Source organism: Blautia sp. NSJ-175 (assembly GCF_022867815.1).
GTDB classification, from domain to species: Bacteria; Bacillota; Clostridia; order Lachnospirales; family Lachnospiraceae; genus Blautia; species Blautia celeris.
The window spans coordinates 61596-78586 of record NZ_JALIFQ010000011.1; the positions used below are offsets into that span (position 1 = coordinate 61596).

Genomic DNA, 16991 nt, shown 5'->3' on the forward strand with positions numbered 1-16991 from the left:
CATGCCTGAAATGAAAGTAAACGGGGTACAAAAGTTATTCCCTCCAATAGAGTGTAGGGTTTTGAAGACAGGAAACAGAAGCAGATGGATATCTGTTAATCTGGATGATTTGAAACATGATCGTTTTGAGGAAGTCAAAGCCAGTGTAGTTGCAACGGTTGAACTTGCAGACCCGGATTTTGACAGATTGTGTTACCGCGGCCTTAATTCGCACGACTATCCCTTCGTAAGCCAGGTATATGGTAGGAAACGAAAAATACTGAAGAATGAGGCTGGAAGGGATGAATTTGAAGTGATACGCATAGAAAATGAAAAGATGGACTGGCTGTACATGGCAGTCAGACAGTATGGCAGTATTCCACTTTTCTCTAAGCAGCTTCTTAATATGGAAACTTTACGGGATTGGGAACAAAAGTTTGATGCTATGGAGAAATTTGTGAGTGACAACAAAATAGGGTACTTAGAGGATAAACTTTACTTTGATCCGGATATACCACCCAGTAGAGCAGATTTAATATTGTCGGCCGTGCGCGATGGGCGCGATTGGGGAGATTCCTTCGAGGGCAGTTTGAGTCTGTATTCTGCTGTGTCTCGCCATATTCACTCTTCCATAGATGAAGCGGCAGAAAAGTATCTGGACAAAATATACGGTAGCACACAGATACAAACACATAAGGAGGCAAAAAGATAGATGGATAGCCAGGATAACAATAATGTGGAAATACTGACACAGAGCGAACTTACTATGCGTATAAACTGTATTGAAGATGGTGAGTTACTGGTGATAGATAGGAGGGGTGCGGATGAAGGCAAATGGGCTGAAAATGGTAAGTATTCGTCTGGTTGATGATCCACCCATATACAGTGAGGATAAAATCCAAAATCCGAATGATGCAGTCCAACTCTTATTAAAGGAATTCGATTCTGTTGACAGGGAATTATTTTTCGTCCTTAACCTGAAGACCAATGGGCAGGTGATCAACGTAAATATAGCCAGCATGGGGACACTAAATAGCTGCATACTCTCCCCGAGGGAAATCTTTAAAGCCAGTATCCTTTCCAATGCGGCCAGTGTTATATTAATGCATAATCACCCATCAGGGGACTGCACACCTTCCAAACAGGACGTTTTAATGACTAAAAGGCTTGTGGCTTGTGGAGAACTGATTGGTATCACTGTGTTAGACCACGTTATATTAGGAAAGGAAACCTATTTAAGTATGAAGGAGGCGAATATGATGCCCGATGGGAAGAAAATATATAATGAAATAGCTGCAGAAAACGGAGTAGAGTATGGAAAGAAGCCGATTCCCACAATATCATTTTACGTGGCGGAATGTATGGAGTTTCCCTCGTTGGGGAAAGTGTATCAGTGCAGGAGCCTGGAACAAGCTGTGAAACGATACAGGAATCTCCCGGAAGAAATGGCGTGCATGGGGAATGGGATTGGATTCACAATCAAGGACGATGATTCTATCTATTCCGGTGAGTTTGATCTGGTGTCAGCAAACCGGCTGGATGTGGATATTATCAACTCTATCCCATATTATCGTGACAGCCCATTGGTACAGAAAGCAATTGAGGATATCAAACGACTGATGCCGGAAGTGAAGATTATTGAACCGGTACAGCACGGGGTACAAAATCCAAAGGAGCGAAAGCAGGCCAGATAACAGGCTTTCATATATGCATTGAATAAAAGCAAAAAATACGGTACAATATCCATATAAAAGATAAGACAGGAGGGAATCGGCGTGGATAAGAATAAGGAAATGTTTGACAGGCTGGTAAAGGGCCTGCGTGATATTTACGGTGATAAATTGGTAAGTATTTTACTATATGGTTCATTTGCCCGTAAAACCAATACAAAGGAATCGGATATTGATATAGCAGTTCTACTGAACGGAAAAGAAACAAAAGAGATGCATGACCGTATGGTGGACCTGGCGGTGGATATGGATTTGGAATATGATCAGGTCTTTTCCATTCTGTATATTGACTATAAAAACTTTTTGGAGTGGGAGGATACTTTACCATTCTATAAGAACGTGAAGGAAGAAGGGGTGGTACTGTGGGCAGCTTAGAGACATTAGCAAAGTACCGTTACCAGCGTGCGTTAGAGGATTTAGCTGCGGCAAAAGAAATGTTGTCAGGCGGTATGTATAAACCATCGCTGAACCGTTCCTACTATTCTATTTTTCATGCCATGCGTGCCATTACAGCACTGGAAGGATTTGATTCCAGTAAACATAGCGGCGTGATTGCGTATTTTAACCAAAATTTCGTGAAAACTGGGATTTTTGCGAAGGAGACTTCTAAAATAATCAAAAATGCCTCTATCATGCGTGAACAATCGGATTACTCGGATTTTTTCATTGCCTCAAGGCAAGACGCAGAGGAGCAGATTGAAAAGGCAAAGGAGTTTATCGGTGAGATTGAAAGATATTTAAAGGATAAAAATGTTCTATAGGAGATAAAATACAGGCGCACCAGTACGTTGTGGCTGTCTGGAAAACGGTCTGTGGATAAATAAAAATTGAAGAATGTATTACAAGAAAAAGTGGTTGCTTCTAGTGGCCACTTTTTTTATTGGAAAAACGGCTGCGAAAATTTGCAGCCGTTTTTTGCAGAAAGGTGGGTTGAGAATATGAGATTTGGATTCAGTATTGGATTTCAATTGTATGAGTGGGAGGTTGAAATCGAAATACCGAGAGAATACCGATTCCGTTCCGAAAGGGAAGCGCGGACAGCCTGCAGGGAAATGAATGTGGAGGCTATTGTGTTTCCAAATCAGATCGCCGTCCTGTTTGAACGGGATTATATGATGCTGGAAGACAGGGAGTTATACAATTTTCGGAAACTCAAGGATGAAGTATATGAGAAGTGTGGAACTTTACTTACTCCGGAGGAAGTTAGTGAACTGATTGAGAAAGGAACTTTAGAAGAAGTAGTCCTTTTCAGTGATAAGTATATGCCTGACGGAACGGAATACATGGAACTGGATGTGTCGGCAGAGGAAGCATACAAAATGTTGAAAGAAAAGTATGATCCACATTATCAGCTTCCTTTTGGTTTCTGCAGTCCTGCAATAAAGGGTGTAAAAGGATTCCACTTTGAAAGCCTCTATTATCAGGTGAAAAAGATATGAGCAATAGCTGAAGGGAGGAATACGAATCATTGACAACCGATTTAAAAGTAAAAAAGAAGCACAGATAAAGCTGAAGGCAGACGCAGAAGTAAAATTACAAACGCATAATTACCTGGGAACTGAAAAAAGTTCTGCATCGGGACTTCTTGGAAAAAAGATTGTTTCCGGGGGTATAGATGAAAAAGCCTCATTATCGGATAAAAAGATCCACATGAAGTCCACGGAGATTCATCCTGTATCAGAGCCGAAGGAACAAGAAGATAAGAAAAGTGCGGTTCTTGCAGCGAATTCTGTATCAGGGTTTAGAAAGCAGCCAGGAAAGAAAGAGAGTTCCCTGGATTATAAAAATACAGACAGGAAACCCAGACAAGAGAAAAAGAAGTCAGGTCAGGAATCACGCCAGGAATCAAGGGAAGAAACTTATCCCAGATATTTGGCTGGAAGTGAGAAGAACGCAGATTTTGAAGATGATGGAGTGCGGAAGAGTAAGGAGAAACCAAAAGAGAACTTTGTCCGGGAAAAGCAGAAGCAAAAAGCCAGCAAAGATCCTAAGTTTCACTTAGACAATGTTTCCGGGCCGGATATTAAACGGAAAGATTATGATTTTGGATTTAAAGATACCGTGACCCTCACACGAACGGAGCGAGGGTCTGAAGCAGTGGACCAGAAGTCTGAGGACAGATTTCAAAGTCAACAAATGCCGGGAGAGGACCGGGATACATTAAAGACCAGAAAAAAAGATGAGAAGATATCCTCAAAGAATGAAGTAAGACGAGGAAGGGTAAAAAAGGAACAGGAAAATACCCGGATGAAAAAAGCTATCCGGAGGCGCATGTATGCTTTCATGGTGAACAAGCTAAGCGGTGAGGAACAAAAGGACAGTTTTGCAAAAGCCGCAAAAGATATCGCCGTCATGAGGGCTGGATTGGTTGTCAAACAGCTTGTTTTGTATCTTCTGGGGCTGTTGGGGCCGTTATTGGGAGGGCTGGTTACGATTGCCTTGCCCTTTGTCCTGATTATTGTAATCCTGTATAACACCCCTTTGGCTCTCTTTCTACCACCATTACAGGAAGGGGATACGGTACAAAGCGTATTATCGGAGTATTACCGGGAATTTAACGAGGAAGTAAGGGCGGCGGAAGAAGACAGTGATGAGGATGTAACCTACAAAAATATGCAGAGTGGCGTGGCTCGTAGCAATTTTACCGATGTGATGATGGTATATATGGTGCGTTATGGAACCGGGCAGGGAAATTTCTCAACCGTCATGAGTGATAAGAATAAAAAGCACTTAAAGGAGATTTTTGATGAAATGAACCACTTTGCATCTGAGACAGTGACAGATACGATCCGGGCCGGTGAAAGCCTTGGAATCATGACATTCAGTGGTTATTGCAACTGTTCTATCTGCTGTGGCCAATGGTCGGGAGGTCCTACGGCAAGCGGCGTCATGCCGAAAGCAGACCACACCCTGGCCGTTGATGCTTATAATCCCACGCTTCCTATGGGGACACATATCATAGCAGGCGGAAAGGAATATGTGGTGGAGGATACCGGAGATTTTGACCGTTATGGTGTAGACTTTGATATGTATTTTGGAGACCATGGGACAGCCCAGAATTTTGGACATCAGGATATGGAGGTATTTTTGGCTGATTCCAATGGCAGCAACACGGTGGAAGTAACACACACCTCATTATATGTGTACAACCTTACCTATGAAGATTATATTGAACTTGGCAAACTGACACCCAGTCAGGAGAAGTTGCTGCGTGAGGTCATGAGTGACGAATTCCTGCACAGTATGCCTGCAAGCGGCATTGGCGAGCAGGTGGCACTTGCGGCGTTAGATAAGGTTGGCTGCCAGTATAGCCAGGATTTGCGGTATGAGGAAGGATATTATGACTGCAGTTCTCTGGTACAGAGGTTATATGCAGAATTTGGTATAAACCTTCCATCCGTTGCATCAACACAGGGACAGTATATTGTAGACAATGGTCTACAGGTTAGTGAAAATGAACTACGGCCAGGAGATTTGATCTTCCATTCCCGTGATACAAATGCGGGGGAATTTATGTCTATTGGGCATGTGGCGATTTATGTAGGAAATGGGATGCAGGTGGACGCACGAGGGACAGCATATGGCGTGGTTTACCGGCCATTGGTTCCGTCTAACATCGGTTTGTATGGAAGGCCATGTCGGTAGCATCAGCATACAAATTTGCTTTGAAGTTCTAATCGTAATGTAATTTAAAGGTAATGAAACTGAGGAGGGATAAACATGCTGTAAATGAAAAGAAGAAATCAATAAGAAATGAAGAAAAAATTGAGGGCAGTCGGCAAGACTGCCTTTTTGAAAGGAGAATGCCAATGTCTGACTATATGGAGGACAATTTTTATTATCTTGAAAAGGTCAGGATGAAAGGGGAATACCATGTAATACTGTATAAAGCCTGGATGGGGCTGTGGGAGGCACGGGAGGCGTTTCTGGACGGTCTGCAGGAAGGTATGATAAACAGGCAGCTAGTCTTGGGAGTAGAAAAGGATGGAGAGAAAATCCCATTTTTCCAGTGTGATGATGGTAAATTCTATATACCAGAAATAAAATCCAGAGATATGCTAGGGAAGCCTGCAGATACATTACTGGAAGAATTGAGTGGGCGTTTTGGGATAGAAGAATGTGGGGAGAAGCAAGTTGTTTATATAAGCGATACCAAAGAACAGGATTATGATATCCGCATAACCGAAACATTAAGTAAAATAGTGACGGTCAGGGCACAGAGCATGGAATCATCCTTATCAGAGGCACATGACAATTATTCGGACGCAAAAAGTGGTTATGTATTGGATTACAGCGACCTGCGGGGTGTAACCTTGTCAATGGTGGGTATCCATCGGGAAAAGCCGCGGAATATGGGTGGGAGATGAGTAGGGAAACATTAAAAGAAAGACTGGAAGACTCTTTTTGCCGCTGGGACAAGGAACTATTAAGTGGAGGCAGTGATCCTTATTATACTGACGGGCAAAATATGAACCTGTTAAGAAACCATATCATTAGCGCGAAGTATGATATGAAGGAGGCAGGGGAATTTCCAGAAATTTACCACCGAAAGACACCGGAGAAGCTGCCGGAACATTTTATGGTACAGGCGGAAAAGATTTATTGGGCAGCCGTTGGTATCTTCCGTCAATGTAGGGACGATGTGGACTATCAGTATTTATGCGGACTGGAACTAAGTCCTAAAATGGATAATGGGCTTGAAATCAGAAATGCATTAAGAAATGTAAGGGAATTGGAGGATGCAATCAGGAACCAGGATTTTGTCATTATGAGAAGGCACCGTGAGATACCTGATTTTAAAAAATACAGACAGATTATTGAAAGCAGCCCAGAGAAAATAGAACCCAAAATGGAACAGATGAGTTTATTTACTATGGCAGACCGGGAAAGAAGGTGAACCTATGGATCAGCACACCATGAAGGTATCAGATTTGTATGATATTGCAATTTTTGATATCTCGCGTGACGGTGAACAGTGGAGAAAATATCTGGAGTTTTCTGCCAGGGGGAATTTATATCGTTTTGACTTTTTGAATACATGTATCATTTACGAACAATACCCGGAGGCAGAAATCCTCCTGGGATTTTCAGACTGGAAGAAAGCAAAGCGTTATGTCAGGGGCGGTGAGATTGGAATCGCAACATTTCCCATTGAGATGCTGGGAGGTGCGCAGTATGTCTATGATATCAAAAGCACCGGCGGAAGGGTTATGCCTTGGATATGGGAAATCAATGAAGAAAATGCTCCTGCTTTTGCAAAGAGGCTATTTCCAGAACAATATCAGGAAGAAAATAATTTCAGGATAGCAATAAAAAACTTTACGAGAACATATGTACGTGCTATAATGGAAGAGGAAAACGACAGGATTCATGAAATAGCAGTTCTTACCAGCAAGGATGAATTGGACGATAAACAAATGTCACCAGTTGAAGAATTCATCCTGCAGAGCACCGCATACTTGGTATTAAGGCGATGCGGGATTGATACTTTTGATACAGGACTGTCTGCAATAACAAACTACCAGGAAGAGGTGATACTATCCAAAATAGGTATCCTCATATCGGATATTGCAGAGAGGACGTTGCGGAGATTTGCAGAGATTGCGAAAGAGATCCGGGAAGATGAAAGGAGAAATCAAGATGGTAGAACTGAATTACAGGAAAGAAAAGGACGGGCTGCTGTACCCGATGCTGGAGACAGGGAGCCAACAGGCGGAAGGGCTGGAGACGCTGGGCAGATACGCGAAGCTGGCACAGGAATACCTGCTGGAGAAGGAGGAAAGCCGGTACAGCCTGTTGCTGCGGACGGGCAAACTGCCGGAGCTGCTGAAACAGATAGAGGCGGAAGCGTGGGAGCTGCACGACCAGATCGTGGAGGACTACGTGAGGATAAAAGCGGTGGAGAGGAACATCAATCCGGCGGATACGATGGAGATGACCAGACTTCGAAACGAAGCAGCGATGATAGCTCAGGAAACCGTGATGCAGGAAGTAATCTGCAAGCCGAGGTAATAGATACTGATATAGAGGAAGGAACTGCTGTTGCGGTTCCTTCTTTTTCTGTTGAACCAGTGCCTGTAGAAGTGACAGATGAATTATGCAGAGAAGTGGTATTAGCAGGCGCACTGGAACCTATCCTAAAGAAAAAGATCTATGATTTCTTTGAGTTAAATGAAGGGATAGAGGAGCGTGTTGAATTTCTTTATCAGATTTACGAAGGTGGAGACACCATTATTACTGGTGAGGGACTTGAATTTGAATATGAGACAGATAATACGGGAATCCAGTTATACTGGCATGAGCAGAGGCAGTATCTAAGTGGGTATCTTCCATTTAAGATAGTGGCAGAAGAAATCCTATTATTAATCGAAAGCGGGGAATACTATCAGCCAATAAAAAAGGACGTGGAAATACCGGAATCATTGGCCGAAACAGTAGAAAATTTCCTGGAAACGGCAGATGGCAGGATAGTATTTGACATGATTTATGATGTAATGACCATAAACTTACTGCCCCAGCAGGAAACCGAATTTATACGGCAGAGTTTCCTTTCCCTGCTTGGTTCAGATGTGGATTGGATATTTACCTCAACACTGACCTTCCATGCTGGAGAGATTTCTTGTTCTTTTGACGGTAATAAGGTGCAGACCTATCCGTGGCGTGTGATCCGGGACATTCTGGCCCGGATAATCGAATTAGATCAATATCCTGAATCCAGCCAGGATTTCTCTGTAGAGGAAATTAAAAGAATTCCCTGGTTTCAAAATCTGGCGTCCCAATACCAGGGGTTATTAGAACAGGCCGGCGAGACACCGGCAGTAACAATACCATATTTAAGTGCGGATACCGTAATTGAGAAAGATGACAAAAGAACAGAGGATACAGGAGAAGAAATACAGGAGACCCAGGCTGATGGAAGAAGTGAACGGTTAAAGGCAGTATTTGAAGAGGCTGCAAATGCATATGCCCTTCATTCCATGGCATTGATTCCCTCCAAACCATTGATTCAAAGGTTCTTTGAACAGGCAGGGGAAAAGGAAAAACAGGAATTTCTTTCAAAAATTTTGAAAGTTCAGTCTAAGCAGGACTATGGAAAGTCTGCGCTAAATACAAGCTGGGGATTGATCCATTACACGTATGGTGAAAGTGGAGTCGTTGAATTCCGCCTTGTGAATGGAGAAAATGAAGGACATGGGGCTTTTACCATGCAGGAAGTATCGCGTGCAATCCAGGCAGCCATTGATGTGGGAGAGTACCTGCCACCGGGGGAATATGAAGCGGCACGCAAAGAAGAATTTGCCCTATGTCCGGAAGAAACCTTCCTATTATATAAGGAAATGAGTAACCGAAACCAAAACGTCATTCAGGTTTCGGATTTTTTTTACCCTGATGGATGGGAATTCCCTTCCGGTGACAAGACAAAGTATAAGAGTAATGTCGCAGCAATCCGTCTGTTAAAGGAACTGGAACAGTCCTCCCGCCCGGCTACACCAGAGGAACAGGATATCCTCGCCAAATACATAGGATGGGGAGGTCTTGCTAATGTATTCAATCCTAAGAGTCCAAACTGGACAAACGAGTATCAGGAACTGCAGACGCTGTTGACAGAGGAAGAATATGAGCAGGCCAGGGGAAGTATTAATTCCGCATTTTACACGCCGCCCGTTGTCGCTAAGTCAATCTATAAAGCATTGGAGCAGTTTGGGTTCACAAATGGTTCCATCTTGGAACCCAGTATGGGCGTCGGGAACTTTTATAGTGTCCTGCCGGAAGATATGCGGGATTCCCGTCTTTATGGAGTGGAATTGGACAGTATCAGTGGAAGGATTGCAAAACAGCTTCACCCTCATGCCGCAATTGAAGTCAAAGGATTTGAAAAGACAAAGTTTGAAAAGGACAGCTTTGATGTCATCGTGGGAAATGTTCCTTTCGGCGCGTACAAAATTTTTGATCCTGAATATAAAAAGTATGGTTTCCGTATTCACGATTATTTTTTGGCAAAATCCATGGACCTGCTTCGCCCTGGAGGAATCATTGCGGTTGTCACAACAAAATTCACCATGGATAAAGCCAATTCCACGATACGAAAATACTTGGCGGAGCGTGCAGACTTTATCGGCGCGGTACGTCTGCCAGGGATTGCCTTCAAAAAGGACGCGGGAGCAGAAGTGACATCTGACATTATCTTCCTTCAAAAGAAGGGAAGTGTACTGTCCACAAATAAATCAGAGGAATGGATGAACATCACCTATACCGATGATGGGGTGCCGGTCAATGAGTATTATATGAACCATCCGGAAATGATGCTGGGAAAGATGGCTTTTGACAGGCATACCTATGGTCAAAACTCTAATTATACAGAACTGATCGTAGAAGATGAGGAAAATTTTAATCTTGAAGAAGATTTGAATCATGCTATTTCTTTTCTATCAGCCGATTATTGTCCGGTAGAGGAAAAAACGCTGCTCCCTGATGTAAACAGCAAGGAAGAACTTCCCAATACCATGCCGGCCCTCTTAGATGTGGCAAATAACACATATACAGTCATAGAGGGAGAAATCTATTACCGGGATAATGATATCATGGTGAGATGGTCGGGAAACGAGACGCAACGGAATCGTATCCTTGGAATGCATGCTATCCGGCAGTCGGTCAGATACCTGATTGATATTCAGACACATGGGTGCAGTACAGATCAACTTGTTGAGGCACAGGAAAAGCTAAATAAGATTTATGATCCTTATGTAAAGAAGTATGGATATCTGTCCAGCCGTGCCAACAAGTTAGCATTCCGGGAGGACAATGACTACTATCTGTTATGCAGCCTGGAAACGGAAGATGAAAACAAGAATATAAAGAAGGCGGATATCTTTTATAAACAGACTATTGCGCCAGTTTCCATAGTTAAGAAGGTGGATACAGCCATGGACGCGTTGAAAGTCAGCCTGGCGGAATATGGGAAGGTACATATCCCCTATATGCTGAGTGTCTATCCGGTAGAACGGGAACGGCTCCTGCAGGAATTAAAAGGGCAGGTATTCTTAAACCCAGTCAAAGCGGCTGATGGGAATCCTAATCAGGGATGGGAAACGGCAAGTGAGTATTTGAGCGGTCCGGTTCGGAATAAACTAAAGGCTGCAGAAGTGTATGCAAAAGATAATCCCGTCTATTTGGCAAATGTAGAAGCCCTGAAAGCGGTGCAGCCGGAAGATTTGACGGCAACGGAAATCGGCGTAAAGTTGGGAACCTCTTGGATTGATCAGGAAGATTATGAGGCATTTATCTATGAGACGCTGAATACGCCGGATCAGTACAGAGACGGGACTTATGCAATCAAGGTACAGTTAAACCGATATACTATGTCTTACAAGGTTACTAATAAATCCAGCGACTATTCTTCTGTGGCGGCAAGCCAGACATATGGAACAAAAAGGATTGATGCATATTCCATCATAGAGGCGTTACTGAACCAGAATGTAATTACCGTCAAAGATAAGATTGAAGTTGGGGACAGTGAACGGTATGTAGTAAATCAGAAAGAAACAACTCTGGCAAGGGAAAAGGCAACCCTCATAAAAGATGCTTTTAAGGAGTGGATATGGAAAGATCCGCAGCGTAGAAAAAAATATGTGGATTTTTACAATCAGAACTTCAATGATAACCGTCTGCGGGTTTATGACGGTTCTTATTTATCGTTCCCCGGTATGAATCCGGAAATAAATATGCGGGACCATCAACGGAATGTTGTAGACCGGGCACTGCATGGAAGCACTTTGCTGGCCCATGCGGTTGGGGCTGGAAAAACCTATGAAATTGCGGCTATCTGTATGGAGTTGAAACGGCTGAAGCTGATGCATAAAGCAATGATTGTCGTACCGAATCATCTTGTGGGGCAGATGGCGGCAGAATTCCTGCACTTATATCCCAGTGCCAATCTACTTGTGACATCGAAAGAAGATTTTAAAAGTGAAAATAGAAGAAAGCTGACATGTAGGATTGCTGCAAATAATTATGATGCCGTGATTTTGGGACACTCTCAATTTGAGAGGATTCCCCTGTCTGCGGAAAGGCGTGCGAAAATTCTTGAAAATCAGGTGGAACGAATTTCGGGGGCCATTGCGGAGATGAAGGAGGAGCAGGGGGCTAAATGGGGGATAAAAGATATGGAGCGTCAACGGAAAAATCTGGAATCCCAAATTTTAAGTCTGAGAAATGATGCAAAAAAGGATGATGTTCTGGATTTTGAACAGTTAGGGATAGATGCATTGTTTGTAGATGAAGCGCATGTGTTTAAAAACCTGTCTATCTTTTCAAAAATCCGTAATGTGGCAGGTATTTCCACCAATGGTTCCCAGCGGGCTATGGATATGTTCCAAAAGATCCAGTATATCCAGGAACTGACCGGAGGAAGAAATGTTATCCTTGCAACCGGGACGCCTATCTCCAATACCATGTGTGAAATGTATGTCATGCAGTTGTATCTGCAGTCACAGAAACTACATGAGAAGGGGATTGACCATTTTGACAGTTGGGCGGCCAATTTTGGCGAAGTTACCACTTCGCTTGAAATGTCACCAGAGGGCGGATACCGAATGCGGAGCCGGTTCAATAAATTCTGTAATCTGCCGGAGCTTATGAATATGTTCCGGGAGGTGGCTGATATCCAATTGCCTTCAATGCTGAACCTGAATGTACCTAAGTTAAAAGGTGGGAAATACAAAATTGTGGAGAGCGTGGCGTCTGAGAGTGTTGAGTACATGATGCAGGAACTGGCTAAACGCGCGGAAGCAATACGAGCAGGGAATGTAGATCCAACGGTCGATAACATGCTCAAGATCACCAACGAAGCAAGGTTGCTCGGCACCGATCCCCGGCTGATTGACCCAGATGCGGAAGTAGATGGTGACGGCAAACTCTTTCAGGCGGCAGAGAATATTTATCAGGAATACATTGGTTCCCAGGAGTTTAAGGGGACACAAGCTGTCTTTTGCGATATTGGCACGCCCACAGGAAACAAGAAATTTAATGTATATGACTTTCTGAAACAGGAGCTGATCAGGAAAGGAATACCAGAAGATGAAATTGCATTTATTCATGATGCCCATAGTGATAAGCAGAAAGAGGAATTATTTGCAGACATGAGGAGCGGCAGGAAACGAATCCTCCTGGGAAGCACGTCCATGATGGGAACAGGAACCAATATCCAAAAACGCCTTGTCGCGGCTCATCACATTGATTGCCCGTGGAAACCTTCGGATGTAGGACGGATTTTGCGGACATTCAAAATAAAAAAGAATGTGGAGGTAACAGACAATGGCAAAATCATTATTTGAGGAACTGGGCGGCAAATACGAAAGGCAAGGGGATTATTTGATACCGTGCTTAACTGTACCCGCCGAAGAAGAACAGGCAATAGGCATCTGGGGGCAACGGCATTTAGATTATCTAAAACAGTACCGTAAAGTTACATACACCAATCTTCTTACAAGCGGCAGGCTAAACGCCTACCTTGCCGACATCAACAGACAGGCACAGGAACGCTTTGAAAGGCTCATAGAGGGTATGAAACAGGCACAGGGCATAACGGAACAGCTAAAGGCAGAAAACGCCTTAGAATGGACAGGATGCCTCAATAACATAAGGGCTTGTGCGAGGGAGATTGTGGAAAAGGAAATTATTTTTGCATAAACAGATGATTAGTGGCAGGGGGAAATCCTGCCGCTTTTTCTGCTTTAGTTTGTCAGCTTGACAAATAAAGGGTTAAGGAATATAATTAGATTCAGTATTATACAAGGAGTTAATAAATATGCGGCAAGGTATTCTTAAATAAACTGTCAATTTGATAGTGGGAACAAAAAGTAGCAGTCTCGTTTCACTTTTAATATGGGGCTTAGTTTTTTGTACCCAGTTTAAGAATACTTTTATCATGTAATTTTATATGCCCGAAAACATATAAGTGTTTTGGGGCTATTGGAGTTATTTACCCAGTGATAGGAGTATTTATCACTGGGTATTTTTATGCCCTTTTTTGGGTGTTGATAGGAGGAAAATCACATGAAAATAATTAACTTAGGCATTCTGGCTCACGTTGACGCAGGAAAGACAACATTAACGGAAAGTTTATTGTATACCAGTGGTGCAATTGCAGAACTAGGGAGCGTAGATGAAGGCACAACAAGGACAGATACAATGAATTTGGAGCGTCAAAGGGGAATCACTATCCAGACAGCAGTGACATCTTTTCAGTGGGAGGATGTAAAAGTCAACATTATAGATACGCCAGGCCATATGGATTTTTTGGCGGAAGTATACCGTTCTTTATCCGTATTAGACGGAGCAGTATTATTAGTTTCTGCAAAGGATGGCATACAGGCACAGACCCGTATACTGTTTCATGCACTACAGACAATGAAGATTCCGACAATTTTTTTCATCAATAAAATTGACCAAGAGGGGATTGATTTGCCAATGGTATATCGAGAAATGAAAGCAAAGCTTTCTTCGGAAATTATAGTGAAGCAAAAGGTTGGGCAGCATCCCCATATAAATGTAACGGACAATGACGATATGGAACAGTGGGATGCGGTAATTATGGGAAACGATGAACTATTAGAGAAATATATGTCAGGGAAACCGTTTAAAATGTCAGAACTGGAACAGGAAGAAAACAGGAGATTCCAAAACGGAACGTTATTTCCCGTTTATCACGGAAGCGCTAAAAACAATCTGGGGATTCGGCAGCTTATAGAAGTGATTGCCAGTAAATTTTATTCATCAACGCCTGAAGGTCAATCTGAACTATGCGGGCAGGTTTTTAAGATTGAATATTCAGAGAAAAGGCGGCGTTTTGTTTATGTGCGTATATATAGCGGAACATTGCATTTGAGGGATGTTATTAGAATATCTGAAAAAGAGAAAATAAAAATCACAGAGATGTGTGTTCCGACAAACGGTGAATTATATTCATCCGATACAGCCTGCTCTGGTGATATTGTAATTTTACCAAATGATGTTTTGCAGCTAAACAGTATTTTGGGGAACGGAATACTGTTGCCGCAGAGAAAATTTATTGAAAATCCTCTCCCTATGCTCCAAACAACGATTGCAGTAAAGAAATCTGAACAGCGGGAAATATTGCTTGGGGCACTTACAGAAATTTCAGATGGCGACCCTCTTTTAAAATATTATGTGGATACTACAACGCATGAGATTATACTTTCTTTTTTGGGGAAAGTGCAGATGGAAGTCATTTGTGCCATCCTTGAGGAAAAATATCATGTGGAGGCAGAAATAAAAGAGCCTACTGTTATATATATGGAAAGACCGCTTAGAAAAGCAGAATATACCATCCACATAGAAGTCCCGCCAAATCCTTTCTGGGCTTCTGTCGGGTTGTCCATAGAGCCGCTCCCTATTGGAAGCGGAGTGCAGTATGAAAGCAGAGTTTCACTTGGATATTTAAATCAATCGTTCCAAAATGCGGTTATGGAGGGGGTTCTTTATGGCTGCGAGCAGGGGCTGTATGGATGGAAAGTGACAGACTGTAAAATCTGTTTTGAATATGGATTGTATTATAGTCCTGTAAGTACCCCCGCAGACTTTCGGCTGCTTTCCCCTATCGTATTGGAGCAGGCTTTAAAAAAAGCAGGGACAGAACTATTAGAGCCATATCTCCACTTTGAAATTTATGCACCGCAGGAATATCTCTCACGGGCGTATCATGATGCTCCAAGGTATTGTGCAGATATTGTAAGTACTCAGATAAAGAATGACGAGGTCATTCTGAAAGGAGAAATCCCTGCTAGATGTATTCAAGAATACAGGAACGATTTAACTTATTTCACAAATGGGCAGGGAGTCTGCTTGACAGAGTTAAAAGGATACCAGCCAGCTATTGGTAAATTTATTTGCCAACCCCGCCGCCCGAATAGCCGTATAGATAAGGTTCGGCATATGTTCCACAAGTTAGCTTAACAGCTTGCAAAAGTCATATAAAATGAGATTTGAAAGGATTAGAGACTAATTATGATGAAATGCGAATGGATATTGTGTCCTGTTTGTGGGAACAAAACCCGTAATAAAATTAGGAAGGACACTGTTTTGGAGAATTATCCCCTTTATTGTCCAAAATGCAGACAAGAAAGATTGATTAAAGTTGACAACTTGAAGATAACTGTCATCAAAGAGCCAGACGCTTAAGACGCAGAGCCGATGAAATTGTGGAACAATTCACGAATCATCGGCTCTTTTTGTTTCGTATTTGAAAGAACAAACTCACCAAATAAAAAAAACGATATTCGGGTGGGTTATTTTGTTATACCCTAAATTACCCTCTGAATTTGTTTTTAAATTTGGAGGGATTTTTTTATGTCCTTTTTTCGGGCAGTTATCTATCTGCTCATACGAAGCAAAATTTATCAATACATAGCATATCAGAGAACGGCAGGAAACCAGTTAAAAAAATTTCTGCCTATGCAACGGCACTTCCTGCCTTGAATGTAGAAGTACAATCTCCATACAACAGAATTAATATTTCCCATAACCGTAAAGGTCATAGAGCCTTTGCGGTTTTTCTTTTGTCGATTTTTGTTGGAAAGTGCCATAGGGCTATTAGTGGTGTTAGGTGTCGTTCGCCACCTCTCCATCTGGATTTTGAACATTTCAAAAATTCAGATGGGAGGTACTTACAGTGAAATACGCACCGAGAAAGGTATATATCAAGGAAAGCGGCAGATATGTGGAACTGTCCTATACGGATTTCTGCCGCCGCAGGGAATCCGACCAGACCTATATGGACAAGCTGTTTATCCCCATTCAAGGCTGTCTGCTTGAAGTCGTGAGGGAGCAATACACGGACTTCTACCGAGATAAGGAACGGTGGCGTTATCTGAAAAAATTAGATACGAAGAACAGCCTGCTTTCTCTGGATGGATTTACGGACAGCGAGGGGAAGCCTTTAGACTTTATCGCTGATGAAGCGGCAGACATTGCGGAAACCGTTGTCAATGCGGTTATGGTGGACAGGCTGAAAGCCGCCCTGCCTTTGCTGTCGGATAGTGAACAGGAATTGATACAGGCAATCTTTTTTGACGGACTTTCTGAGCGTGAAGTCGGGGCGAGGTTCGGCATAACCCAGAGCGTTGTGAACAAACGCAAAGCCAGAATCCTAAGAAAACTAAGAAAGATAATAGAAAATTAAAATTTAAGGCGTTCAGCCCCCTTGTTTTTTCCTTTGGGAAAATGAGGGGGTTTTTCTCTGCCCTCTCAATCAATTCTGATTGG

15 protein-coding genes are annotated in these 16991 nt (G+C 42.7%); all 15 read left to right on the plus strand.

The annotated features are described in order from the left end of the window. Position 1 precedes the first annotated feature (1 nt). Positions 2-691, plus strand: coding sequence for a hypothetical protein (locus MUB35_RS17540; protein ID WP_006567785.1), 690 nt, complete (start codon positions 2-4; stop codon positions 689-691). Beyond that, positions 692-847 (plus strand): hypothetical protein, encoded by a 156-nt coding sequence (locus MUB35_RS17545; protein WP_006567784.1) that lies wholly within the window; start codon positions 692-694, stop codon positions 845-847. After that, positions 804-1673, plus strand: a complete 870-nt coding sequence (locus MUB35_RS17550) for a JAB domain-containing protein (RefSeq protein WP_024739150.1) — start codon at positions 804-806, stop codon at positions 1671-1673. Before MUB35_RS17545 ends, MUB35_RS17550 begins: the two co-directional genes overlap by 44 nt. An 81-nt stretch (positions 1674-1754) precedes the next feature. Then, a complete protein-coding gene (locus MUB35_RS17555; RefSeq protein WP_006567782.1) occupies positions 1755-2084 on the plus strand; it encodes a nucleotidyltransferase domain-containing protein in 330 nt (109 codons plus the stop codon). Then, positions 2072-2470 carry a HEPN domain-containing protein gene (locus tag MUB35_RS17560; RefSeq protein WP_006567781.1) on the plus strand — a complete coding sequence of 133 codons (399 nt, stop codon included), beginning with the start codon at positions 2072-2074 and terminating at the stop codon, positions 2468-2470. The genes MUB35_RS17555 and MUB35_RS17560 overlap by 13 nt, the downstream gene beginning before the upstream one ends. A 177-nt stretch (positions 2471-2647) precedes the next feature. Continuing rightward, positions 2648-3148 carry a hypothetical protein gene (locus MUB35_RS17565; RefSeq protein WP_233458274.1) on the plus strand — a complete coding sequence of 167 codons (501 nt, stop codon included), beginning with the start codon at positions 2648-2650 and terminating at the stop codon, positions 3146-3148. 211 nt (positions 3149-3359) lie between these two features. Continuing rightward, positions 3360-5354 (plus strand): C40 family peptidase, encoded by a 1995-nt coding sequence (locus tag MUB35_RS17570; protein ID WP_006567779.1) that lies wholly within the window; start codon positions 3360-3362, stop codon positions 5352-5354. A 164-nt stretch (positions 5355-5518) separates the two neighbouring features. Beyond that, complete coding sequence (locus MUB35_RS17575) at positions 5519-6076, plus strand: DpnD/PcfM family protein (RefSeq protein ID WP_233458273.1); 558 nt, start codon at positions 5519-5521, stop codon at positions 6074-6076. Further along, a complete protein-coding gene (locus MUB35_RS17580; protein ID WP_006567777.1) occupies positions 6073-6606 on the plus strand; it encodes a hypothetical protein in 534 nt (177 codons plus the stop codon). The genes MUB35_RS17575 and MUB35_RS17580 overlap by 4 nt, the downstream gene beginning before the upstream one ends. 743 nt (positions 6607-7349) lie before the next feature. Beyond that, positions 7350-7721, plus strand: coding sequence for a TnpV protein (locus MUB35_RS17585; RefSeq protein WP_025483324.1), 372 nt, complete (start codon positions 7350-7352; stop codon positions 7719-7721). A 71-nt stretch (positions 7722-7792) separates the two neighbouring features. After that, the gene (locus MUB35_RS17590; RefSeq protein WP_242355638.1) at positions 7793-13042 is read left to right on the plus strand and encodes a DEAD/DEAH box helicase family protein; all 5250 of its coding nucleotides are present in this window, start codon (positions 7793-7795) and stop codon (positions 13040-13042) included. Further along, positions 13023-13397, plus strand: a complete 375-nt coding sequence (locus tag MUB35_RS17595) for a TnpV protein (RefSeq protein WP_001129922.1) — start codon at positions 13023-13025, stop codon at positions 13395-13397. Before MUB35_RS17590 ends, MUB35_RS17595 begins: the two co-directional genes overlap by 20 nt. A 366-nt stretch (positions 13398-13763) precedes the next feature. Beyond that, a complete protein-coding gene (gene tet(O) / locus MUB35_RS17600; protein ID WP_002596250.1) occupies positions 13764-15683 on the plus strand; it encodes a tetracycline resistance ribosomal protection protein Tet(O) in 1920 nt (639 codons plus the stop codon). A gap of 54 nt (positions 15684-15737) precedes the next feature. Beyond that, positions 15738-15908, plus strand: a complete 171-nt coding sequence (locus MUB35_RS17605) for a cysteine-rich KTR domain-containing protein (protein WP_224783670.1) — start codon at positions 15738-15740, stop codon at positions 15906-15908. A 490-nt stretch (positions 15909-16398) separates the two neighbouring features. After that, positions 16399-16908 (plus strand): sigma-70 family RNA polymerase sigma factor, encoded by a 510-nt coding sequence (locus MUB35_RS17610; protein WP_002596252.1) that lies wholly within the window; start codon positions 16399-16401, stop codon positions 16906-16908. Positions 16909-16991: the final 83 nt, after the last annotated feature.

Bases quoted from the DNA above. Each gene is read 5' to 3' on its own strand.
- MUB35_RS17540 (WP_006567785.1), top strand. From the start codon at position 2: ATGCCTGAAATGAAAGTAAACGGGGTACAAAAGTTATTCCCTCCAATA.
- MUB35_RS17545 (WP_006567784.1), top strand. From the start codon at position 692: ATGGATAGCCAGGATAACAATAATGTGGAAATACTGACACAGAGCGAA.
- MUB35_RS17550 (WP_024739150.1), top strand. From the start codon at position 804: ATGAAGGCAAATGGGCTGAAAATGGTAAGTATTCGTCTGGTTGATGAT.
- MUB35_RS17565 (WP_233458274.1), top strand. From the start codon at position 2,648: ATGAGATTTGGATTCAGTATTGGATTTCAATTGTATGAGTGGGAGGTT.
- MUB35_RS17570 (WP_006567779.1), top strand. From the start codon at position 3,360: ATGAAGTCCACGGAGATTCATCCTGTATCAGAGCCGAAGGAACAAGAA.
- MUB35_RS17575 (WP_233458273.1), top strand. From the start codon at position 5,519: ATGTCTGACTATATGGAGGACAATTTTTATTATCTTGAAAAGGTCAGG.
- MUB35_RS17580 (WP_006567777.1), top strand. From the start codon at position 6,073: ATGAGTAGGGAAACATTAAAAGAAAGACTGGAAGACTCTTTTTGCCGC.
- MUB35_RS17585 (WP_025483324.1), top strand. From the start codon at position 7,350: ATGGTAGAACTGAATTACAGGAAAGAAAAGGACGGGCTGCTGTACCCG.
- MUB35_RS17595 (WP_001129922.1), top strand. From the start codon at position 13,023: ATGGCAAAATCATTATTTGAGGAACTGGGCGGCAAATACGAAAGGCAA.
- MUB35_RS17605 (WP_224783670.1), top strand. From the start codon at position 15,738: ATGAAATGCGAATGGATATTGTGTCCTGTTTGTGGGAACAAAACCCGT.